21 protein-coding genes are annotated in these 22,799 nt (G+C 64.3%); all 21 read right to left on the reverse strand.

Annotation, left to right across the window (positions count from 1 at the left end):
* Window position 1: 1 nt before the first annotated feature.
* The 21 genes from H7007_RS11270 to H7007_RS11370 all read right to left on the reverse strand — a co-directional run bounded on the left by H7007_RS11270 (window position 2) and on the right by H7007_RS11370 (window position 22,741).
* Window positions 2-385, reverse strand: a complete 384-nt coding sequence (locus tag H7007_RS11270) for a cation:proton antiporter subunit C (RefSeq protein WP_287155382.1) — start codon at window positions 383-385, stop codon at window positions 2-4.
* On the reverse strand, window positions 369-1,118 hold the full coding sequence (mbhE, locus tag H7007_RS11275; protein ID WP_287155384.1) for a hydrogen gas-evolving membrane-bound hydrogenase subunit E: 750 nt from the start codon (window positions 1,116-1,118) through the stop codon (window positions 369-371). The genes H7007_RS11270 and mbhE overlap by 17 nt, the downstream gene beginning before the upstream one ends.
* Window positions 1,115-1,360, reverse strand: coding sequence for a Na(+)/H(+) antiporter subunit B (locus H7007_RS11280; protein ID WP_287155385.1), 246 nt, complete (start codon window positions 1,358-1,360; stop codon window positions 1,115-1,117). The genes mbhE and H7007_RS11280 overlap by 4 nt, the downstream gene beginning before the upstream one ends.
* A complete protein-coding gene (mnhG, locus tag H7007_RS11285; RefSeq protein WP_287155464.1) occupies window positions 1,344-1,670 on the reverse strand; it encodes a monovalent cation/H(+) antiporter subunit G in 327 nt (108 codons plus the stop codon). Before mnhG ends, H7007_RS11280 begins: the two co-directional genes overlap by 17 nt.
* Before the next feature lie 2 nt (window positions 1,671-1,672).
* Window positions 1,673-1,945, reverse strand: coding sequence for a monovalent cation/H+ antiporter complex subunit F (locus H7007_RS11290; protein WP_287155386.1), 273 nt, complete (start codon window positions 1,943-1,945; stop codon window positions 1,673-1,675).
* On the reverse strand, window positions 1,938-2,453 hold the full coding sequence (locus H7007_RS11295; RefSeq protein WP_287155387.1) for a Na+/H+ antiporter subunit E: 516 nt from the start codon (window positions 2,451-2,453) through the stop codon (window positions 1,938-1,940). Before H7007_RS11295 ends, H7007_RS11290 begins: the two co-directional genes overlap by 8 nt.
* 252 nt (window positions 2,454-2,705) lie before the next feature.
* Complete coding sequence (locus tag H7007_RS11300) at window positions 2,706-3,323, reverse strand: DedA family protein (protein WP_287155388.1); 618 nt, start codon at window positions 3,321-3,323, stop codon at window positions 2,706-2,708.
* Window positions 3,324-3,472: 149 nt separating this feature from the next.
* The gene (locus tag H7007_RS11305) at window positions 3,473-4,984 is read right to left on the reverse strand and encodes a long-chain-fatty-acid--CoA ligase (protein WP_287155389.1); all 1,512 of its coding nucleotides are present in this window, start codon (window positions 4,982-4,984) and stop codon (window positions 3,473-3,475) included.
* A gap of 163 nt (window positions 4,985-5,147) precedes the next feature.
* Window positions 5,148-7,874 carry a formate dehydrogenase subunit alpha gene (gene fdhF / locus H7007_RS11310; RefSeq protein WP_287155390.1) on the reverse strand — a complete coding sequence of 909 codons (2,727 nt, stop codon included), beginning with the start codon at window positions 7,872-7,874 and terminating at the stop codon, window positions 5,148-5,150.
* Between the two features lie 10 nt (window positions 7,875-7,884).
* Window positions 7,885-9,669: an NADH-quinone oxidoreductase subunit NuoF gene (nuoF, locus tag H7007_RS11315; RefSeq protein ID WP_287155392.1), complete on the reverse strand. Its 1,785-nt coding sequence runs from the start codon at window positions 9,667-9,669 to the stop codon at window positions 7,885-7,887.
* On the reverse strand, window positions 9,666-10,190 hold the full coding sequence (gene nuoE, locus H7007_RS11320) for an NADH-quinone oxidoreductase subunit NuoE (protein WP_287155393.1): 525 nt from the start codon (window positions 10,188-10,190) through the stop codon (window positions 9,666-9,668). The genes nuoF and nuoE overlap by 4 nt, the downstream gene beginning before the upstream one ends.
* A gap of 178 nt (window positions 10,191-10,368) precedes the next feature.
* Entirely contained in the window at window positions 10,369-11,256 is an 888-nt protein-coding gene (locus tag H7007_RS11325) for a dihydropteroate synthase (RefSeq protein WP_287155394.1), read from the reverse strand.
* Window positions 11,250-12,212, reverse strand: a complete 963-nt coding sequence (gene lipA / locus H7007_RS11330; protein ID WP_287155395.1) for a lipoyl synthase — start codon at window positions 12,210-12,212, stop codon at window positions 11,250-11,252. The genes H7007_RS11325 and lipA overlap by 7 nt, the downstream gene beginning before the upstream one ends.
* Entirely contained in the window at window positions 12,209-13,273 is a 1,065-nt protein-coding gene (locus H7007_RS11335) for a uroporphyrinogen decarboxylase/cobalamine-independent methonine synthase family protein (RefSeq protein ID WP_287155396.1), read from the reverse strand. Before H7007_RS11335 ends, lipA begins: the two co-directional genes overlap by 4 nt.
* 215 nt (window positions 13,274-13,488) lie before the next feature.
* Window positions 13,489-14,418 (reverse strand): methylenetetrahydrofolate reductase, encoded by a 930-nt coding sequence (locus H7007_RS11340; RefSeq protein WP_287155465.1) that lies wholly within the window; start codon window positions 14,416-14,418, stop codon window positions 13,489-13,491.
* Window position 14,419: 1 nt separating this feature from the next.
* The gene (locus H7007_RS11345) at window positions 14,420-15,085 is read right to left on the reverse strand and encodes a methylenetetrahydrofolate reductase C-terminal domain-containing protein (protein WP_287155398.1); all 666 of its coding nucleotides are present in this window, start codon (window positions 15,083-15,085) and stop codon (window positions 14,420-14,422) included.
* Window positions 15,086-15,161: 76 nt separating this feature from the next.
* The gene (acsC, locus tag H7007_RS11350; RefSeq protein ID WP_287155399.1) at window positions 15,162-16,511 is read right to left on the reverse strand and encodes an acetyl-CoA decarbonylase/synthase complex subunit gamma; all 1,350 of its coding nucleotides are present in this window, start codon (window positions 16,509-16,511) and stop codon (window positions 15,162-15,164) included.
* Window positions 16,512-16,599: 88 nt separating this feature from the next.
* The gene (gene acsB, locus H7007_RS11355; protein WP_287155400.1) at window positions 16,600-18,780 is read right to left on the reverse strand and encodes an acetyl-CoA decarbonylase/synthase complex subunit alpha/beta; all 2,181 of its coding nucleotides are present in this window, start codon (window positions 18,778-18,780) and stop codon (window positions 16,600-16,602) included.
* Window positions 18,780-20,717 (reverse strand): anaerobic carbon-monoxide dehydrogenase catalytic subunit, encoded by a 1,938-nt coding sequence (gene cooS / locus H7007_RS11360; RefSeq protein WP_287155401.1) that lies wholly within the window; start codon window positions 20,715-20,717, stop codon window positions 18,780-18,782. Before cooS ends, acsB begins: the two co-directional genes overlap by 1 nt.
* 66 nt (window positions 20,718-20,783) lie before the next feature.
* Window positions 20,784-21,725 carry an acetyl-CoA decarbonylase/synthase complex subunit delta gene (locus tag H7007_RS11365; protein ID WP_287155402.1) on the reverse strand — a complete coding sequence of 314 codons (942 nt, stop codon included), beginning with the start codon at window positions 21,723-21,725 and terminating at the stop codon, window positions 20,784-20,786.
* A 77-nt stretch (window positions 21,726-21,802) separates the two neighbouring features.
* The gene (locus H7007_RS11370) at window positions 21,803-22,741 is read right to left on the reverse strand and encodes a bifunctional 5,10-methylenetetrahydrofolate dehydrogenase/5,10-methenyltetrahydrofolate cyclohydrolase (protein ID WP_287155403.1); all 939 of its coding nucleotides are present in this window, start codon (window positions 22,739-22,741) and stop codon (window positions 21,803-21,805) included.
* Window positions 22,742-22,799 lie beyond the last annotated feature (58 nt).

Here is a 22,799-nt window from a genome sequence, read left to right on the forward strand (position 1 = left end):
CTCAGTCCTCCTTCCCGCTTTCTTCCGCTTCGGGTTCCTCTTCCCGCATGAGCCGGTCCACGTCCAGGGTGCCGTACTGGCGGTAGAGGAGGATGACCATGGAGAGGGCCAGGGCGGTGACGCTCACCGCCACCACGATGCCGGTGAGGATGAGGGCCTGAGGGATGGGGTTGACCATGCGGGCGGGATCGGCACCACCGACGCGGATGGGGGCGATCCCCCCGTCAAGGTAGCCGAGGGAGATGTAGAAGAAGAAGACGGAGGTCTCCATGATGTTCAGGCCGATGAGTTTCTTTATGATGTTGCGGCGCACGATGACCGTGTGCAGCCCCAGACAGAACAGGAGCATGGCCGCCGCATAATGGTAATTATGAAACAGTCGCAATCTCCTCCTCCTCCCGGATCATGGCGAAGAGTATGGAGGTGAGTACCATGGCCCCTCCCAGCCCTATGCCCACCTCGACCAGCACCGTCAGCCAGACCACCAGCGAGGGGTGAAGGTCTTGTGCCACTCGTGGCCAAGCGTAAGTGAGGAAGTTCCCCCCGCCCACGAGCCCCAGCGTGCCCACCAGGAAGAAACCCATCACCGCCGCCCCCTCCAGGGGAGCGCGTACCTTGAGTGGAATCCTCCTCGAGGACTCGTAGAGCCCGAAGATGGTGGTGAAGATGATCATGCTCCCCCCGATGATGGCGCCTCCCTGGAACCCGCCGCCCGGGGAGGTCTCGCCGTGGAGGATGGTGTACACGGAGAAGAGGATGATGAAGGGCACGATGAAGCGTACCATGGTCCGGACGATGGTGGAGGAGGGGACCTCAGAGCGGTCCACAAAACCGTGGATGACGCCCCTCCTCTCCCGACCCAGCACGGCCAGGACGGCGGCCAGGGCGCAGAAGATCACCGTCACCTCCCCCATGGTGTCGTACCCGCGGTAGTTGAGGATGACGCCGGTGATCACGTTCACCGTGTGCGTCTCCTCCTCCGCCTTCTCCAGATAGCGGGGGATGACGTGGGTGGCGGTGGGGGTCTCCGGGTCCCCCATGGGGGGCATGCGGGAAACCACGTAGAGCAGGAGCACGGCCAGGGCGGCAATGAAGAGGAGAGCGGCGACGCGTTTCATTCCTCCTCCCTCCTCCGCGTCTTGAAGATGGCGATGACGAAGAGGACGGTGGTCACCCCCGCTCCCACGGCGGCCTCGGTGAGAGCCAGGTCCGGGGCCTGCAGCCTCTGCCACATGAGGGCCATGATCAGGCTGTAGACGGAGAAGATGATCACCGCCGCCAGGAGGTCGCGGGCGGTCACCGCCAGCACCGCGGTGGTCAGCAGGAGGAGGATGAGTACGAGGTTAAGCGCCGTGCCCATCTTCTTTAACTTCCTTTTTCTTCCAGTAGGGGATGTGGCGGCGCAGAGCGGAACGCCCGATGGCGTGTCCGCAGGTGGCGCTGGATAGGAGAAGGAAACAGGCGATGAACACCAGCTTGAGCAGGTCCCAGGACCACCCGTTGTGCACGGCCATGCCCACGATAACCGAACAGGCCCCCAGGGTGTCGCACTTGGTGGAGGGGTGCAACCGGGTGAAGAGGTCGGGCATGCGCAGAAGCCCGGTGGTCCCCAGGATGAAGAAGAATGTGCCCGTGCAGCAGAAGATCCCGGCCACGATGTCCCTGGCCATCCTCAAGGCACCTCCTTCCAGCCCTCGGCCTCCAGGTAGCGGCTCAGGGCCACGGTGACCACGAAGAGGAGCAGGGCGTAGACGATGGCCACGTCCAGGAAGTAGTTCTCGGCCAGGATGTAGGTGACCAGTATGACCACCACCAGGGTCTTGGTCCCCACGATGTTCACGCCCAGCACCCGGTCCTGGGTGGTGGGACCCACCGCGGCCCGGTAGAGGCAGATGAAGGCGTTGAGGCCGATGATCAGGGCGATGGCGGTGAGGAATTCATCCATTTTCTTCCACCTCGGGTTTCTTCACCTGGAAGAGCCAGGCCACCAGTTTCTCCAGTCCGGCCAGCCCCTCCTCGTGGTAGGGGCACAGGCAGTGCACGTTGAGCAGGTCGCCGCGCAGCTCCACGGTGACCGTCCCCGGGGTCAGGGTGATGGAATCGGAGAACACCGTTCGCGGCAGGTCCCCGGGAAGGTAAGTGCGGTATTCGACGATGCGCGGGTCGATGGGGAGGCGCGGATTGAGGATGATCCTGGCCACGTCGATGTTGGCCTTGATGATCTCCCATACCAGGCGGACCATGAATACCGGGAGGCGCAAGAGGACCGAGGGGGTAATTCGCGCGTCGAGGGCCCTCCCCAGCAGGGAGACGGTCAAGGCTCCCACGAAAGCCGAACACACCGCCCCCATGACCAGTTCGTGAAGGGCCAGTGATGCGGTGAGCACTATCCAGAAGAGGAGGAGCAGGAAGAAGAGGAGAAGCTTGCTCCGAAACGCGCCACCACCGGTCAATTCCCTGCTCCCGATGTTCATCCGAAGTCTGGACCGAAACCCGCTGAGACACCTAAAATTGGCGATATTTTATCATGGGCTCCAACTCTTCGCAAAACGCCCTCCAGCTCCCCCCGACACCTACGGGAGAGGCTCTTTTGCGAGGATTTTTCAGCGCGCGGGCCTCCTTCTCCTTTTTACCGGACGACCCCCTCCCCCCGGAAAGAGGGATGAGGACATGCCCCCGTGCGATGAATGCGACACGAGGAGCGCTCAGGCGGCGCGGCGGACCCTCCTCCGCCGGACAAGGTACCAGGAAGCGGCTATGCCGGCCAAGAGGACCAGGAGCCCCCAGCCCAGGGCGTCGAAGAGGCGGTCTATGGTCCTCCAGTGGGCGCCGAAGAAATACCCGAGCGAGGTTAAGAGGGCGCTCCAGAGGACGATGCCCGGGATGTCGAAACCCAGGTAGGCGCCGAGGGACATGCGGTTGAGCCCTGCGGTCACCGGGATGAACGCGTCCACACCGGAGACCATCCTTCCGAGAAGTACGGTGAGGCCTCCGTGACGGCGGAAATAGGCCTGGCCCCTGTGCATCCCCCGCATGATCCGGGGCCGGTCCCGATATTTCCGCATCAGGTCCCTGCCCATCCGGCGCCCGACGAAGAAGCCAACCAGGTCTCCCAGGAGGGCCGCCACCACGGCGGTGGGGAGCACCAGCCAGGGGTTCAGCTCCCCGTGGGCGGCGTAGAACCCGCCCAGGAGGAGAACGGTGGTGCCGGGCGCGATCCAGCCGGTGAGGAAGAGGCTCTCCAGGAAGACCCCGGCGAAGACTATCGCGTAACCCCAGTAGGAGAACAGGGGCATGAAAAAATCCAGCACCCGGTCTACCAAGGAACCCTGCATGCCCCAATTATACACGTGGGCCTAATGGGGAAACTCCGCGGCTGGCCTCCGGGCTTTCGCCCTCCGGTCCCATCTCCGGACGGGCGCGGTACTGCCTCCGTGTGGCGACTCGCCGGGCAAGCCTTGCCGGGTTACCCTCAGCTCTCCTCCTCGATGAGGTCCTTGAGGATCTGGCCCGAGGGGTCTTTCTTGAAGGACTTGACGAAGACCACGAACTTGGGCGTCTTGTAATAGGGCAGCTTCTCCTCGCAGTACTCGAGGACCTGTTCCTCGGTGAGGTTGGAGCCGGGCTTGAGCTTCACGTAGGCCTTGACCTCCTCGCCCAGGTACTTGTTGGGTACGCCCACCACCGCGGCCTCGGAGATCAGAGGGTGGGAGACCAGGACCTCCTCTATCTCGCGGGGATAGATGTTGAAGCCACCCCGGATGATGAGGTCCTTCTTGCGCCCCACGATGAAGAGATAGCCGTCGTTGTCCATGTACACCATATCTCCGGTGTACAGCCACCCGTCCTTCAGGACCTTGGCCGTCTCCTCCGGTTTGTTGTAGTAGCCCTTCATCACGTTGGGGCCGCGGACGATGAGCTCACCCACCTCACCCCTCTCCAGCTCCTTGCCCTCATCGTCCACCACCTTGACCTCCACGTCCTCCGGAGGCACGCCGATGGAACCCATCTTGTAGGGCCCCTCCAGAGGCTGCATGGAGACCACCGGGGCGGCCTCGGTGAGCCCGTAACCCTCGTAGATGCGGGCTCCCAGCTCGTTGTTCCAGCGCTCCATGACCTCGCGCGGGAAGGGGGCTCCCCCGCAGACCCAGAGGCGTACCGAGCTCAGATCGTACTGGTAGATGAGGGGGTGGTTGAGGATGTACACGTACATGGTGGGCACGCCGAAGAAGACGGTGACCTGTTCGTGCTGCAGGGACTTGAGGACCTCCCCGGGTATGAAGGACTCGTGAAGCACCACGCTGCTCCCGGCGTAGATGGAGGCGTTCATCACGCAGCTCTGGCCGTAGGCGGCGAAGAAGGGCAGGACCCCCATGACCACGTCGTCGCTGGTCAGCTTGTTGAGCCTGGCCACCGTGCGCGCGTTCCAGTCCAGGTTCCCGTGGGTCAGCATGCACCCCCGGACCACTTTGGAGGAGGTGGGCGCGTAGAGGAGGACGGCCACGTCGTCCTCGGAACGGTCCACGCCCTCCAGGCTGTCGGAGCCGCTCTCCAGGAGCTTCTCGTACTGGATTACCCCCTCCAGTTCCGGAGCCTCGCTGACGATGATGCGGCTGATCTGCGAGCACATGGAGCCCTGCAGTTCCTTGACCATGTCGTTGAACTCGAAATTGGTTATCAGGGTCTCCACCATGGAATCGCAGACTATCTTCTCCACTTCCTCGGCCAGGCACATGTAGCAGAGGGGCACCACTACAGCGCCCAGGGCCAGCGCGGCATAGTAGGAGATGACGAACTCGGGTACGTTGCGCAAGAGGATGGCGACCTTGGAGTCCTCCCCTATACCCAGCTCGCGAAGGGCGTTGGCCAGCCGGTTGACCCGGGACAGGAGTTCGCCGTAAGCGATGGTCTCATGCCCGAAGTAGAGGGCCGTAGCGTCGGGATCGCGCTCCGTCGTCCTCACGAGATTCTGGTATAGATTCATGTTTCATCTCTCCCGTCTTTACCCGCTCCAAGAGGCCCCTTTCGGAACTTCGCTCTCCGAAACGCCGTTCGCTCCTTGGCGCCACGGTCGGCTACTATTCTACCATCCAATCCGCCGGGGATAAACGCATCGCCCAGTCCCTTCCTTCCCCCCCACCGGCGCATCAGGCGGAAACGTATTCCAGGCCCTCCATGGCTTTCCCGGTCACGATGCGCACGGCGGCCACCTTGTATTCCGGTATCTTGGCGATGGGATCCAGGGCCGGGTTGGTCAGGGCGTTGGCGGGCGACTCCCCGAAGTGGAAGGGGATGAAGACCACACCCGGAGGCACTTTCTCGGTCACCCTGGCCTTCACCTTTATGGCTCCCCGCCTGGATTCGACGGCCACTTCATCTCCGGCGGCCACCCCCAGCCTCTCCGCGTCCTCCGGGTTTATCCACACCCGGTTCTCGGGGACCAGCTCGTTGAGCGGCTCCACGCGGCGGGTCATGGAACCGGTATGGTAGTGGGTGAGCAGCCTCCCCGTGGTGAGGACCAGCGGGTAATCGGCATCCGGCTCCTCGGCCGGTGGCCTGTATTCCACGGGGCTGAACTTCCCCTTTCCCCTGGTAAATCTTTCCACGTGGAGGATAGGGGTCCCGGGATGGTCGGGAGAAGGGCACGGCCACTGCAGACCGCCCGACTCCTCCAGCCTGCGGTAGGAGATCCCGGCATAGGAGGGGGTGAGGCTGGCAATCTCTTCCATGACCGCCGCCGCGGACACGTCCCCCATGTCGAAGCCCAGCCGGGCCGCCAACTGAGCGATGATCCAGGAATCCTCCCTGGCCTCGCCGGGGGGCTCCACCGCTTTACGCACCCTCTGCACGCGGCGCTCGGTGTTGGTGAAGGTCCCCTCCTTCTCGGCAAAGGAGGCGGCGGGTAGCACCACGTCGGCGTAACGCGCCGTCTCGGTGAGGAAGATGTCCTGGACCACCAGGAAGTCCACCCTCTCCAGGGCCTCCTTGAGGTGCCTGATGTCCGGGTCGGAGAGGAGCGGGTTCTCGCCCATGATGTAGAGGACTTTGACCTCGTCTCGCAGGACGGCGTCCATCATCTCCATGACCGTGAGGCCCGGGTTGCCGGGTAGGTAATCCACACCCCAGGCCTTCTCGAACTTCTCCCTGGCCTGGGGATCGGAGACCTTCTGATAACCCGTGAAAACGTCCGGCAGGGCACCCATGTCGCAGGCCCCCTGCACGTTGTTCTGCCCCCGCAGGGGGTTAACTCCCGCGCCCTCCTTGCCCAGGTTGCCGGTGAGCATGGCCAGGTTGGCCAGAGAGAGGACGTTGTCCACGCCGGTGGTATGCTGGGTTATGCCCATGGCATAGACTATGGCCGCGGAAGCGGCGCTCGCGAAGGTGCGGGCCGCTCGCCGTATGTCCTCCGCGTCCACCCCACAGATCTCCGCCGCCCTCTCCGGAGGGTACTGATCCACCACCTTTCGGAACTCCTCGAAACCCTCCGTGCGCTCGCGGATGAACTCCTCATCCGCCAGCCCTTCGGCCAGGATGACGTTCATCATCCCGTTGAGCAGGGCCACATCCGTGCCCGGCCGGTGGCGGATCCACTGGTCGGCGTAATAGCAGAGACGTATGTGCCTCGGCTCGGCGACGATGAGCTTGCAGCCGTTCTTCATAACCGCGCGTTTTATGCGCAGGCCCACGATGGGATGCCCCTCCGTGGTGTTGGAGCCGATGACCAGGATGCACTCCGCCCTCTCCAGGTCGTCGATGGAGTTGGTCATGGCCCCGCTCCCGAAAGCCGTCGCCAGACCGGCGACCGTGGAGCTGTGTCATAAACGAGCGCAGTGGTCGACGTTGTTCGTGCCGACCACCGCGCGGGCCAGCTTCTGCAACAAGTAGTTCTCCTCGTTGGTGCATCGCGCCGAGCTGAGGAAGGCCACGCTGTCCGGTCCCTTGTCGTCCAAAGCCCTCCGGATGCGGTCGGCCACCATCCCCAGCGCTTCCTCCCAGGAAGCCGGGGCCAGTTCGCCGTCCTTCCTTATCAAGGGGGTGGTGAGGCGGTCGGGATGGTGGACGAAAGCGTAGCCGTAGCGCCCCTTGACACAGAGGTTGCCCTGCCCCGGCCCCACCATCACCGGCGAGGAGACCTCGATGATCTCCCCGTCCCGCACATGGAGGTCGATCTGGCACCCGCAGCCGCAGTAGGGGCAGGTGGTGCGCACCTTCTCCACCTGCCAGGGCCGGCCCTTGCCCTTGGAGGGGATGGAGATGATGGCCCCGGTGGGACAGGTGGACACGCACTGCCCGCAGAACTCGCAGGGCGTCTCGGTGAGGGGACGGTTGTAGGGAGTCCCGGGCACGGCCTCGAAGCCGCGATTGACGAAGTCGTAAACCCCCACTCCCTGCACCTCGCGGCAGATGCGTATGCAACGCCCGCAGAGGATGCACTTGTCGTAATCCCTCTCGATGAGGGGGTTGTCGGCCAGTACCTCGTAATGGTGCTGCTCTCCGCTGAAGCGCGATTCCTTCACCCCGTACTCGTAGGCCAGGTCCTGCAGCTCGCAATTGCCGGCGCTCTCGCAGGTCATGCAGTCCCGGGGATGGTCGGAGAGGAGCAACTCGATGATGGTGCGCCTTATGCGGCGCAGCTCCTCCGTGTTCGTGCGCACCACCATCCCGTCCGTGACCCTGGTGGCACAGGCGGGGAGGAGACCCCGCGCTCCCTCCACCTCCACGATGCATATGCGGCAGGCCCCGAAGGGGTCCATGCGCCGGTCGTAGCAGAGGCTGGGGATGCGTATCCCCACCTCGCGCGCCGCCTCCAGGATGGTGCGGTCGGGGGTGGTGGTCACCTCCACGCCGTCTATGTTCAAGCGTACCTGCTCCATCCCGACCTCCTCACTCCGCGTAGATGGCCTCTTCCGGGCACCGGCTGAGGCAGAGCTTACACCTGATGCACACCTGGGGATCGATGGAATGGGGCTCCTTCTTCTCCCCCGAGATGGCCTCCACCGGGCATATCCTGGCGCAGGCGCCGCACCCGGTACATACCTCCTGGTTTATCTTCACCGTGATCAGGGCGGGACACACTCCCGCCGTGCACTTGCGCCTGAAGATGTGGTCCTCATACTCGTTGCGGAAGTACTTCAGGGTGGTGAGCACCGGGTTGGGGGCCGTGCCCCCCAGGGCGCAAAGGCTGGCAGCCTTGATGTCCGCGGCCAGTACCTCCAGCCTCTCCAGGTCCTCCGGCTCCCCATTCCCCTCGCATATGCGGGTGAGTATCTCCAGCATGCGCTTGGTGCCCAGGCGGCAGGGCACGCACTTGCCGCAGGATTCCGCCTGGGTGAAGGAGAGGAAGTAACGGGCCAGATCCACCATGCAGGTGGAGGAATCGGCGACGATCATGCCCCCCGAGCCCATGATGGCTCCCGTGGCGGTGATGGCCTCGTAATCCACCGGGGTGTCCAGAAGGCTGGCGGGAAGGCAACCTCCCGACGGCCCTCCCAGCTGCACGGCCTTGAACTCCTTTCCCTCGCGCACGCCCCCGCCCACGTCGAAGATGACCTGCCGCAGGGTATATCCCATAGGGACCTCGGCCAGGCCGCTGCGGCGCACCTTACCCGCCAGACAGAAGACCTTGGTGCCCTTGCTCTTCTCCGTCCCCAGCTGGGCGTATTTCTCGCCCCCGTTGGCGATTATCCAGGGCACGGCGGCTAGGGTCTCCACGTTGTTGATGTTCGTGGGCTTGCCCCACAGGCCCTCGTTGGCCGGGAAGGGAGGACGAGGCCGGGGCATGCCGCGCTTGCCCTCGATGCTGGCGATGAGGGCCGTCTCCTCCCCGCAGACGAAGGCTCCGGCTCCTTTCTTTATCTTGATGTCGAAATTCCAGTCGGTGCCGAAGATCCTCTCCCCGAGGAAACCTCTTTCCCTGCAGGCGGCGATGGCGATGTCCAGGCGCTTGAGGGCCAGGGGGTACTCCGCCCGGCAGTAGATATAGCCCTGCGTGGCCCCGATGGCGTATCCGGCGATGATCATGCCCTCGATGACCGCGTGGGGGTCGCCCTCCAGGACGGAACGGTCCATGAAGGCGCCAGGGTCGCCCTCGTCGGCGTTGCACACCAGGTACTTCTGGTCACCCCTGGCCTTGCGGGCGAAGCCCCACTTGGTCCCCGTCGGAAAACCGGCCCCCCCGCGGCCCCGCAGCCCCGACTTGCTCACCTCGTCGATTATCTCCTCGGGAGTCATGGTGGTGAGCGCCTTTCGCGCCGCCTCGTAACCTCCCATGGCGATGTACTCCTCGATGCTCTCCGGGTTCAGCTTTCCGCAGTGGCGCAACACGATGCGGTGCTGGTTGGCCAGGAAATCGCCCTCGCTCGCCGTGGGGTCGTCGCTGCGGCGCACCACCCAGTCCTCCAATATCTCGCCCGAGGCCGCCGCCTGGAGGAGCTGGGGGACCTTCTTGGGGGTCAGGTCCCCGTAGACCACCGCCTTGCCGTCGGGGTAGAAGACCTCCACGATGGGTTCCCGGAAGCAGAAGCCCATGCAGCCGGCGATGTCCAGCTCCAGGTCGTAGTCCCCCACGGAGAGCTCCCTCTCCAGGGCTTCTTTGACCGCGGCGGCCCCGGCGGCGATGCCGCAGGTGCCGTAGCCCAATACCAGCTTGGTCCTCCCGTTGCCGCTCATTCTTCCCTCTCCTCACTCTCTCCCATGTACTTCTTGAGGACCTTGCGCACGTTGGCCGGCTTGAGTTTCCCGTGGGTGTCCTCGTCCACGATCATGATCGGCGACAGGGAGCAGGCCCCCACGCACATGACCGTCTCCACGGTGAACTTACGATCCGGCGTGGTCTCCCCGTCCCGGATGCCCAGTATGTTGTGGATCTCCTCGGAGATGAGCTCCGCCCCGGCCACGTGGCAGGCCGTACCGTGGCAGACGCGGATCAGGTGCTCACCTATGGGCTGCAGACGGAACTGGGTATAGAAGGTGGCCACGCCGTAGAGTTGGCTCAACTGGTAACCCGCTCCTTTGGCCAGCGCGCGCATGATCTTCTCGTCCAGGTACCCGTAGGCCTCCTGGGCGTCCTGGAGGAGGGGTATAAGAGCTCCCTTCTCGCCCTTGTAACGCTCGAGTATCTCTCGCAGGGGCTCGAGATCGTCAACGTCGGCGAAACGCTGGGAGCACTTGCAGGTATCGCCTTCCATCATCCATCCTCCTTGGGGTGCCAACCCGCCTTCACCTAAGGCCCCGGGCCGCCCTCCCAGTCACCCGAGGCCTTCCTCCCGCGGCCGCGGAGCCCCGGGAAGCGGTCCTTCCGCTCCCCGCGGGCTCCCGCAATCCGGCGAAAAAGCGCGGGGTCGTCCGACTCCGGCCCGCGCCACGCGCTTAGAGCTCCAGGTAGGAGTGGGCGTAAAGGGTCTCCTCGGTGAGGACCCGCCAGGTCTTGAGGAGCTTGACGACCGTGGGGTCGCTCTCGTCCACCTCTTCGCCCTTCACTATCTTCTCCACGATCTGGTATTCCTCGTTCTTGTTCACCACGCCCATGAGGGCTTCGTCGTTGGGGTCCACGATGGCCGCGGTGAGGCCCTTCACCATGAGCACCGCCAGCAAAGTGCGGTTGAGCAGGCTGCACAGCTCGGGATCGGGGACGCTGTTGGAGACGTTGGAGAGACCGACCACCGTTCCCGGCTTGGGGTCGAACTCGGCGAAGACGCCCTGCAGCATGTCCATGGAATCGATGAGGGCGTGCACCTGGTCCTGGGTAACGGCGATGGGGAGCACGATGGGGTCGATGAGCAGTTTGTCCAGGGGAATTCCGTATTCCTGGGCGGCCATGATGATGTTGTAGGCCACCTCCACCCTCTCGTTGGCGTCCCGCGGCACGTTGCCCTGGGCGTTGAGGACCAGTCCCACCACCCAAGCGTTGTGCTCTACGGCCATGGGCATGAGCTTCTCGATGCGCTCCGGCTGGGAGGAGATGGAGTTTATCATCACCTCGCGGTCCCTGACCGTCTCCAGGCCGGCCTTCATGGCCTCGATGTTCATGGTGTCCAGGGCCAGCGGGACGTCGGTGACCTCCTGTACCGCCTCCACCACGAAACGCATGCGCTCCGGTCCTTCCTTGGTGGCCGGGCCGAGGTTGATGTCCAGCCAGTTGGCCCCGCCCTCCACCTGGAGAAGAGCCATCTCCTGGATGGGCTTCTTGTCGTACTCCTTCATGGCCTGGCCGATCTTCTTCATCATCACGTTGACCTTTTCGCCGATGATCAGCATTTCCTTCCTCCTTGGTCGTTCTTGCGGTCGACGACTTTCCGCCCGTCCTTTCCTTTATCTTCCAACAATTCACCCGCCCGGTAGGAGCTGCGCACCAGCGGGGCGGAGACCACCACGGGGATACCCGCCTCCTCCGCCTCCTCCTTCAGCTCCGCGAACTCCTCCGGCGCGAGGAACCTCTCCACCTTGAGCTGCTCTTTCCCGGGGCGCAGGTACTGGCCGATGGTGAGCATATCACATCCCGTGCCCGCCAGATCGCGGAACAGGCGCCGCAACTGTTCCCGGGTCTCACCCAGCCCCACCATGATGCCGCTCTTGAGCCGCATCTCGGGACACCGCTCACGGGCGGCCTCGAGAAGGCGCAGGGACCTCCGGTAATCGGCCTGCGGCCTCACCCTGGGGTACAGCTCCTCCACCGTCTCCAGGTTGTGGTTGAAGACATCGGGTCTCTCGGAGAGCACCGTCCCCAGGGCCTGGAGGTCGCCACGGAAATCGGGTACCAGCACCTCCACGGTGGCCCCCGGGAGCCGTTCCCGCACCTTCCGCACCGTGGCCGCGAAGTGCGACGCGCCTCCGTCCGGGAGGTCGTCTCGGGTCACGCTGGTGACCACCACGTGGTTCAATCCCAGCGCCGCAGCGGCCTGGGCCACCCTCTCGGGCTCTTCCGCGTCCAGCGGATCGGGCACGCCGCCGGGCACACCGCAGAAGGCGCAGTCACGCGTGCAGGTGCCTCCCAGTATCATGAAGGTCGCTGTGCGGCTGGAAAAACATTCCATACGGTTGGGGCATTTGGCGCTGCGGCATACGGTGTTCAGGCGCAGGTGCCGCAGGATATCCTCCACCTCCCTGAGGTCCTTTCCCGCCAGTATGGGTCGGTGAAACCACCGCGGCATGCGCGCCCCATGGCCGCTTTCCCGGACCTCATCCCCTCGCGTCACGCTCGCTTCAATCCTCATGTGCCCTCCTCCGAAAGGCGGCCGGGCTCCTCCCCGCGCAGGGCCGCGGAGACCTCCGCCGCAAGGCGGTAAGCCCTTTCCGCACGTTCCTCGCTCAGTCCCTCCAGCCCGCAGGAAGGCGTGATCATGGCCCTCTCCCGCAGCAGGCCCTCGTCCACACCGCGGGAGGCAAGGAGTCTCACCCCTTCCTCGAACCGGCGCACCAGGCCGGCGACCTCCTCCTCGTCCACGGCGGGCGTGTTGGGCACCAGGCCCCAGGCCAGTATCCCCCCGCCCTCGAGGAAGCGGGAGAGCTCCTCGGGATAGAGGGCCAGGCTCTCCATGTACCCGTAAGCGTCGAAGTTCACCACGTCAAGTCCGGCCTGGTAAAGCAGCGTCCAGTCGGTGTTGCCGCAGCAGTGGGCCCCGGTCAGGCAGTCCAAGCCCTCCGTGCATCCCCGGATGGAATCCACGACCTGCTGACGGCTCACGCTGACCAGGGCGGAACCCACGGAGACCAGGTAGGGCTCGTCGAGGAAGATGAGCACCTCCTCAGAGGCCCCGGCGCTCCGCAGGAACTCCTCCATCCAGCGGGCCTTCAGGTTGAGGAGCCTGACCATCACCTCCGCCATCTGGTCGTCGTAGAGAATGGGCCGGTTCCTCCGGTCGAGCACGGTGAGCCCGAAGCTCACCGGGCCGGTCACCTGCCCCTTGAGGAGGGGATACCTCCTCCCCTCGGCGGCCACCCTCCGGCGCATGGCGTGCAGGCCGGAGGCGTAATCCTCGCTTATGGCCGCCCATTCGAGGTCGCCCTCCAGGTAAGCCCGCAGGACCTCCTCCATCTCTGCAAAAAGGTCCCTCTCCGTGTCGCAGAAGACCTTGCGCCCTTCCGCGTCCACCACCACCCCGGGCAGCCCCTCGCTGTACTGGGCGTACATGTTCTCCCGGAAATCGCGACGGGGCAACTGGGGCCAGGCGGGCGCCTCCGTTAGGTACTTGAGAGTAAGCGCACAGGCCTCCTCCGCGTCACGATGGGGGAGGCTTCCTATGGCCGTAGCCGTGAAAGACGGCTGGAAGGACACCCTCGGCCCTCCTCATGGAACTCCCGGACCGGTTCCCGGCGCCCCTTAGGGGAGGGGCGCCTCACCCCTCTCGCCCTAGGCGAGGATGCCGCTCCCCCTCCTTCCCGTCGGGGTCTCCGGTTCCCGCCCGGCGAACCTCTCCGGCAAGGAGACGCATGGCGACCAACGTTGAGCTGCGGAGGGGAGGACGTGAGGCCTCCCCTCCGTGCCTCTTCTCACATCTTGGTGATGTCCACCCCGGCTTCCTCAAGGATCTGGGGGACCACCGATTCCTTGCCGATGGCCATGATGTGTACGCCGTCGCACAGCTTCTCGTCTATGCACTGGCGTATCTGGCGGGCCATGATGCGGATGCCGGTGGCCAGCCTCTCCTCCTTGGGGGCGTCCTCCATCTCCCGGGCCAGGCTCTCGGGCACGAAGACCCCGGGGACGTTTGCGTTCATGTACTTGATCTGGCCGGGGCTGGTCAAGAGCACCAAGCCGCAGCAGATGTAAACCTTGTCGCTTATCTTGCGCGCCTTCTCCATGAAGCGCTTGAAGTTGTCCATGTCGTAGACGGCCTGGGTCTGGAACCACTGCGCTCCGGCCTCGATCTTCTTCTCGAACTTGAGCATCTGGGGCTCGATGGGCACCGCCTCCGGGGTGACGATGGCGCCCTTGAAGAACTTCACGCCGCCCTTGAGCTCGTTGCCCCCAGAATCGCGCCCCTCCTCCATGTTGCGGATGAGCTGCAGGAGCTGCACCGACTCCAGGTCGAAGACCGCCTTGGCCTCCTTGTGGTCGCCCACGGGGATGGAATCGCCGGTGAGGCAGAGCACGCTGCGGATGCCCCTGGTGTAGGCGAAGAGCAGGTCGGCCTCGATGGCCAGGCGGTTGCGGTCCCGGCAGGTGACCTGCAGGTTGGGCTCCCCTCCCAGCTCCTTGATGAGGATGGCCGTCCCCAGGGACGGGTAACGCATCACCGAGGACTGGTTGTCGGTGATGTTCATGGCATGGACCTTGTCCTTGAGCAGGTGGATGTGCTCGATCATCTCGTCGATGTCCGTGCCCTTGGGAGGCCCGATCTCCCCGGTGACCAGGAACTTCCCGGACTCGAGGATCTCCTGTATGGAGGGCTTGGCGTGTTCCTTGATGAGCAGGGTCATGTCACTCACCCCCCTCGCCCTTCTTCTCGAAGATCACCCGCCCGGGCTTCATGTTCGCCTGCCAGTTCTTGAGGCCGTAGATCTTGCGGAAACGGTCCAGCTTCCCCATTTTCTCCAACTGGTTGTAGATGAGGGTCCAGCCGCAGTCCTTCTCCTTGCTCGTCTCGCACTTCCCCTCGTCGGTGCCTCCGCAGGGCCCGTTGAGGATGCCCTTGTGGCAGCGGGTCACGGGGCAGATGGCCCCGAAGTCCTCCAGCACGCACTCCCCGCACAGGGAGCACTTCTCCACGAAATGCCCGTGGCGCTGGATGTTGCCCAGGAAAACGGTGTTGCAGGCGGGATGCACCGGCTTCTCGGTTGCCTCGCGCACCGACTGGGTGCCGGCACCGCAGCACATGACCAGGAAACCGTCGGCGGCCTCCACGGCCTCCTTGTTCTCCCGGAACTTGCGCTTGGTGTTCAGCTCGTGGCATACCTCCTCGTAGACCACGGTGCCGGTGACCGTCTTACCCTCGGCCTCCAGCTTGGCCTTCATCTCCGCCACCTGCTCCTCGCCGCCCGTCTCGCACGTGGTGGCGCAGGAGCCGCAGCCGACGATGAAGACCTTGTCCTCACCCTCGAGGGCCTTTAGCACCTCCTCGAAGGGCTTCGACGTGGTGATGATCATCTTAGGCCTTCCTCCTCCGTTCTTCGTCTCTTACCGCGTCTGGTTATCCTAAGACCGCAGGCCTCTCCTCCCCGGCTCAGGTGGTGGAGAACTGGCGCAGGAACGCGGGGATGTCCGCCGCCTCCCGGGTGCCGATGACGATCTCCCAGTCGGGCAGCTCCTCCTCCAGCTCGCCGGAAATCTGAGCCACGTAGCCGGGGATGATCAGCTTGCGGTGCTTCACCTTATCGGCTATCCCCGAGGTGTTGATGAACTTGGCGATGGTCTCGGGCACGAACTTGCCCGCCGCCCAGGCGGTGAGCACCGACTGGCCGTCCACGTCCACCACGCCCAGCCAGGCCGGTATCTTGCTCCCCTCGATCTCGCCGGAGACGATGAAGTAGGTGAGAGAGAAGTTGGTGGTCACCAGGACCGGGCTGTTCTCGTCGGGGTTGCCGATCTCGTAGAACTTGGAATCCACGGCCATGGGGCGCTGGGGATCGGTGTAGATGTTGAGCACCAGAACCAGCAGGGGGTACATCCTCCACTGCTCGGCGTGGGAGAGGATGACTATCCCGCCGTACTTGCAGATGTACATGGCCGCCAGGGCCGTCTCGTAGAGCTCGTCGTCCGTCTCCTCGCAGGGGAAGGTGATGGTTGGGAAGCCGAAGGGGGCGAACTTCTGGTTGAGGGCCGCCCTGCGGATGGCCACAAGGTCCTTGAAGGTCTCCCTGGGCGTGCGCGGAGAGGGGTCCAGGACCAGGTCTTTGAGCCCCATGCCGGTGAGCTTCTCGGAGAGCTCGGCCAGCTTGTCCAGGTCATCGGCCTTCACCGCCAGGGGGAGGTCCTTCTCCTTGGCCAGGGCCCCCATGGCCTCCACGTTGGCTTCGGTGGCCGCGTAGAGGAGAGGCCGGGAATCGGCGGCCACCTCGAGGGCGGCCTTCATGGCCTCAACGTCCTCGGCCATGAGGATGAGGGGTTTGGAGGTGGCGCCCTTCACCTTCTCCACCAGGGCCTTGAACTTGCCGGCGTCGCCGGAGGCGCACTTCACGGCCACGGCCCCCACCTTGAGGATGACGCCCACGCGCTCGTGCACGCATTCCTTGGCCTGCTTGAGGAGCTGGTCCACCCGGGCTTCCTCCATGTCGTCGCTGACCAGCACCCCCAGGACCGTGGGGTTGAAGAAGGTCTTCTCGTGGCGGAAGAGGACCAGTTCCTCACCCACCTTGAAGGCCTCGTCGCCCACCCCGACGGTGACCCCCCTGATGGGCGGGGCGGCGGCCTCGGCCAGCTCGGCCCGCACCTCGTCGGTCACATAGGGACAGTCGTCGAGGTTAGCCTGCCCGGCGGCCAGCTTCATGGCGAAGGCCAGGCAGGTAGGGAACCCGCATTCCTTGCAGTTGGTCTTGGGTAGCTTCTTGAAGATATCCAAGCCCGAAAGTCCCATCTCTAACTCCTTCCTACTAAATCAGCGGTCCTCCCACCTGTTGTATATCCGGTAAAGGGGGAGGGCACAGCGCCCTCCCCCCTCATGCCTACATGAGCATGGGCTCCATGGTCAGGGCGGGATGGCCTACCTGCTCCAGCCAGGGGAGGATCTCCTCTTCGGTGGTGCCCACGTCCTCGTCGGCAATCTTGTTGATGAAGTCGGGGTCGCCGATCTCCTCGCAGCGTTTCTGGAGCTGCTCCTTGAGGGTCTCCTTGAGCTCCTTGGGCATCCACACGATGCGCTGGAACCCCCCGTCGGCGGAGATGAACTTCTTGGAGGTGATGTACACCTTCCCGATGCCGATGAAGCCCGGCGTCTGCTGGCCGCCGCCCACGGAGTTGGCCAGGGTGGAGAAGGTCATGCCGCAGGGGGTCATGCCCTTGTGTTCGCGGTTGACGATCATCACCCCGTTGCACATGGGCAGGAAGGCCACGATGCACTCGAAACAACCGCAGGAGGTCATGGGGTCCTCCATCATGGAGTACATGGTCACCCTCTGCGTGTTGCCGCCGGACTTCTCCTTGACGAACTCGTTGATCGCCGGCCAGACGCCCTTCACCGGGTCCTCCACGTCGCCCTTCTTCACCGGCTGGTTGGGGCCGGTGGGATCGATCTCGTAGGCCGCCTTGCCGTCCAGCCAGTTGTAGGCCCCGCACAGCCCCAGCCTCTCCGGGGAGATGATGCACACGTGGGTGGGGGCGAAGGACTGGCACAGGGTGCAGGAGTAGAAGGTGTCCACCGACTCGTCGGTCATGCCCGCCGTCTTCTCATCGCGGTAGCGGTAGGCCTGGCGGGCGATGGCCAGCCACTTCTCCACGTCCTCGAGGTTGGTGTAGATGGTCACCTGCACTTTGTCCACGATGGACGGGAAGTCATTGAGCAGCTTGGCGTGGATGATCTCCCCGTAGTGGCGGATCTTGAACCCCTTTGCTTGGGCCTTCTTACTGATGCGCGTCCACACGATGTCGCGCTGGCCCATGTGCCAGATGCCCTCGGCCCCGTTGATGAGGTGGTGTATCTGGCGCTCCAGGATGGACTCGAAGTCCTCCTGCATCTTGCGCCCGGCCACCTCCACCACGATGCCCAGAGGCAGGGCGTCGCCCTCGTTGACGTCGTCGATCTCCGGGCCGACCACCTCGATCTTCCCGTCGGTGACCTCGTCCATCTCCCGCATGCGCACGTACTCGAAGGCGGGAGTGATGTTGCCGCCGAACTGTATGTACATGTCGTCCTTGCGGATGACCTCGCCCTCGAAGGCCGGACCGTAGGCCATGGGGATGGGGATCTCGGTGATCTGGATCTTGAGCCCACGCACCTCCACGCACTTCTGGACGATCTCCTCCTCGGGAACGCCGCCCACCACGTGCTCGTAGGTGCACACGCCGGTGGGCAGGATGTCCGGGATGGGGGTGTTGGCGATGGTGGGGAACCCGTAGTTGATGGCCCCCGCGGCGTAGGCGTACTTCTGCTCGTCCACGTAATCAAGGGCCAGGACGAAGGCGAAGATACGGTTCTTGTTGTAACGCAGCACCTTCTTGAAGTCGCCCGGCTGCGCCCCGCCGAAGGACATGGCGGCGCGGGCGGCAAAGCCCAGGGAGTACACCGCCGAGGACATCTCCTTGCCGTAGGGCACGATACGGGTGTCCCATCCCAGCTGACGGTCCACCTGCTGCAGCTGCTCGGCGATGGAGACGCCGTCCACGTGCCCGGAGATCCACACGTAGAGGTTCTTCTCCAGGAGCTCCACCACTATCCGGTCCGCCATCTCCGGGGTGGAGGCCCGGCCCACCAAGGCGCAGAAGCCGGGTGCCGTGCCGTCCACGAACTCTACCCCGCGCTCGCGCATGATGACGTCGTCGGCGGCCCCCAGCCAGAGGTCGTCCACCGGGGGGTTGGTGGCGTACTTACAGCCCTCGATGATCTCCCCGGCGAAGAGGGTGGCGATGCCGGCATCCAGGGCGTGCCCCAAGTAGGGAACCCAGTGCCGCTGCTTGGGGATGGGGGGGAGGAGGTCCTTGGCGTACTCCAGGACCTTGTCCATGTCCTCCAGCCTCTGCACGGGGATGCCCGTGAGGGCATAGATGATGGGAAGGTAATAACCGGTGTTGGGGAACTCCACCTTGGCGGTGGCGCCGACGGCCTCTTTGGTCTCGGCGAGCATGCGCTCGGCCTCGGCCACCTCCTTGTGGGCCCCCTTGATGGCTGCGGCTGCGATTATCCTACTCATCAGATCTCCAACTCCCTTCTCATGGCCATGTCGAAGAGGACCCTTTCGCGCTTGGCCATGATCCCCAGGGCCTCGCGCTTGCTGTCGATGTGGCTCAGGATCTTGCCCACCATCTTCTCCGGGTCCGGCTCGAAATCCCAGGTGTTCTTGAAGAGCTCACCGTACTTCTTGAACAGGAAGTCGGTGACGTTCTTGGAACCCATGGTCGGCCACTTCACCCCGAACACGGTGTACACGCCGGAGGCTACGAAGTACTCGCCGATGGCGATGGCCTTCTCGCTCATCCACTCCGGCGCGCAACCGGCCACCGGGAGCTCGCTTATGTCGTCGCCCAGGCCGCCCTCGTGGACCATGGCCGTGCAGGCGATGAGGATGCGGCTGTTGTCCACGCATGAGCCGCAGTGCAGAACCGGCGGGATGCCCACCGCCTCGCAGATCTCCCACAGGCCCTGGGGGCAGATCTCCCGGGCCACCTCGGGGAGCATGAGGCCCGCCTTGGCCACCGACTGGGCGGCACATCCGGTCATGACCACCAGGCAGCCGTTGGCGATGAGCTCTTTGACCACGCGCACGTGGATGTCGTCGTGCTTGACGCGCGGGTTGTTGCACCCCACCACGCCCACCACGCCGCGGATGCGGCCGTCGATGACCCCGTCGTTGAGGGGCCGGTAGGAGGCGCGGAAACGGCCACCCAGCATGTAGTTGATGTACTCGTGGTTGAACCCGGCGATGAGTGATTCCTGGACGTCGGGGATGCGCACCTTCCCTCGTTTGGGGAAGTTCTCGATGGCCGCGGAGACGATCTCCTTGGCGATGTCCAGGGCGTGGTCCTCGTGGAACTCGATGTGCCGGGCGTAGGGCATCTTGGCCTTGGGGGAGGTGGTGATGATGTCCGTGTGCAGGCAGCTGGCGATCTGCCCGATGCCCTGGTAGACGCACTGTACGTCCACCACCATGGCCTCCACGGCTCCAGTGAGCAGGGCCAGCTCCTGCTGGAGCACGTTGCCGGCGATGGGCACCCCGTGGCGGGTGAGCACCTCGTTGGCCGTGCAGCAGATACCCGCCAGGTTGATGCCCTTGGCCCCCACCGCCTTGGCCTTCTCCTGCATCTCGGGGAGGCTGGCGGCGAGCACAATCATCTCCGAGAGGATGGGCTCGTGGCCGTGGACGATGATGTTGACCTCGTCCTCCTTGAGTACCCCCAGGTTGACCTTGGACTCCAGGGGCACCGGCGTCTGGAAGAGGATGTCCTGTAGCTCGGTGCCCACCATGGAGCCGCCCCATCCGTCGGCCAGGGCGGTGCGGGCGCAGGCCATGAGTATGTTCTCGTAGTCCTGGTCCACGCCTATGGAGGTGCGGTGCATGAGCTCCACCACCTCGCGGTCGATGCCCCGCGGGAAGACTCCCAGCTGGCGCCAGATCTCCTTGCGCGGCTCGGGAGCCCTCTGGGCGAAGGCCAGCTCGCCCTCCTGCTGCCCGAACATGGCCAGGCAGCGCTCGCCCACCTCCAGGGCGATGTCGTTGATGTCGCGGTCGCCGATCTCCACGCCGAGGTCGGCGGCCACCTCCAGCAGCTTGATTCGGTCCTTGATCTCGTAGTCCTTGGCCTCTCCCTTGGCGGCCAGGATCAGGGTCTCGGCCACTGCGCGCCCGTGGTCGGAGTGGGCGGAGGCCCCTCCGCAGACCATGCGGGCGAAGTTGCGGGCCACGATGGTGTCCATGGTGGCCCCGCAGACCCCCCGGCTCTCCTCGGGTTTCTTGGGGTTGATGCGGCAGGGCCCCATGTTGCAGATACGGCAGCAGCTCCCCGCCTCGCCGAAGGCGCAGCCCTTCTGCTGCTCCACGCGGTCGAAGGCGGTCTCCTGCTCCAGCTCCTTGGCCTGCCTGAGCATCTCCAGCGTGGCTTCGCACGCCGACAGTTCCTCGATTTCTGCCATGTCTCCGTTTCCTCCTATGGAATTGGTCTCGGGTCCTTCTGGAACCCCTTCTCTCTATGTCCAAGCCTACCCGGAAAGGTCGGCGATGAGCTTTTTCACCAAGCGGATGGACTCCGGATGGCGCAAGACCAGGATGTCCGCCCCGGCCAGGAGGAGGGCAACAGCGGTCACCGTCTCCCACATGATGCCCCGTTTCTCCGGATCGCCCCACTCCGGGTAATCCTCCTCGGAGCTCTTGGCCTCCTTGGTCTTCCAAGCCTGGAAACCGATGTTCGCCAGCATGGGCATCTGGGTCATGGAGTCGTCCTGGAAGAGTCCGGCGATCTTCAGGCGCTCCATTACCGAGTAAGTGTACTCCAGGCCGTATCCCAGGGCTCCGGTGGTGGGGTCGATGACCAGCTTGTCCGCCTCCATGCCCAGGTTGGTGAGGAGGATGTTCAGCTGCTTGGCCAGGTTGACGTCGATGGGGGTCATGCCGGCTACGGTCTGCTTGTATCCTATGGCCGGAGCCCCCACCTTCTTGAAGTTGTCCTCCTTTGCCGGGCCGATGAGCAGGTTCTTGCCCTCCGCCTTGGTGGCCACCACGCGGGCGATCTCGGCGTCCTTCTCCACGTCCTCAGTGCCGTAGACGATGACCGGGACCTTCACCGCCTCCTCCACCTTGAGCACCGTCTCCGCCGCCTGATCGGCCGGGGCGTCGGTCCCCTTGGGGTCGGTGGAGGTGAGGAGGAGGAAGATGGCGTCGGCGCCCCATTCCTCCACGGCCTTCTTGGCCCAGGCCACAGGATCGCCCTTGACCTCGCCCAGGGCCTTCTCCAGGGCCGGGACCAGTTCGCTCACCTCGTCCATGACCTCGGCGGCCACGATGGGTTTGTTGGGCATCTCGCCTTCCCAGAGGTAGAAGGGCAGGCAGTTCTCGCCGCCAACCTTTCTGGCCTTCTCTCCGGCCCCTAGTTCTACCTCGCGGATCTTGCCTTTGGCCGTTTCCGTCGGTAGAGTGAATGCCATCTCTCTTCTCCTTTCCGATGTCTCAACCGCCGTTAAATATGATATTTACAACCTCCGCGCGAGGACCTTGACTCCCGTCATTCCAAACCGTGCTGCAGTTTGCAGGCCCGCAGGGCGTTCTTCATGAGCATGCGGTTGGTCACCGACCCCACGCCTCCGGGCACCGGGGTGATGGCCTTCACCATGTCCTTCACGGCGTCGAAGGCCACGTCGCCCACCGTCTTGGTCTTGGGCTTGCCCTTCTCGTCCAGCACCGGTTCGCCCTTCTCGTCCAGGACCTTCACCCGGTTGATGCCCACGTCCACCACGATGGCCCCTTCCTTCACCTGGTCCGGGCCGATGAGGCCGGCCTTCCCGGCGGCCACGATGAGGATGTCCGCTCCCTTGGTATGTTTTTCCAGGTTACCCTTCATGCTGGTGAAGACGTGGCACACGGTGGTGGTGGCGTTGCGGTTGAGCATGAGGAAGGCCACCGGTTTGCCCACGATGTTGGAGTGGCCCACCACCACTATCTCCGCACCCTCGTAGAAGTCCTTGGGATCCACCTTTTCGTATTCACGGGCGTAGCGGTCCAGAATCTCCACCACCGCCGAGGGGGTGGCGGGAGGGAAGGTGGGCTCGCCAAGGGCCAGCTTCCCCATGTTGAAGGGATGGAAGCAGTCGATGTCCTTGTTCACGTCGATGGAATTGATGACCGCGCTGTCCGAGATGTGCTCGGGGAAGGGACGCAGGGGCAGTATGCCGGAGACCGCCTTGTCGGCGTTGAGCCGCTTGACGATCTCCACCACTTCCTCCTCGCTGACGTCTGCCGGAGGGTTCTCGTTGAAATAGTTGAAGCCCGCTTCCTGGCAGAACTTCTCCACCTGGCCCCGGTACATGCGGGCTCCGAAATCGTCCCCCACCAGGAGGGTGGCGATGCCGGGGGTTATTCCCTTGGCCTTCAGGGCCTCCGTCTCGGCCACGATCTCCTTCATCAACTCCTCGCCGATGGCGACACAATCGATGACCACGGTCATAAGCCTCGCTCCTTTCCCTTTTCCGGAGGGGATCCTTTCCTTCCTCCCACCTTCCTGT

The organism is Candidatus Solincola tengchongensis, from assembly GCF_015711935.1.
In the GTDB taxonomy this organism is placed as follows: domain Bacteria; phylum Actinomycetota; class Geothermincolia; order Geothermincolales; family RBG-13-55-18; genus Solincola_A; species Solincola_A tengchongensis.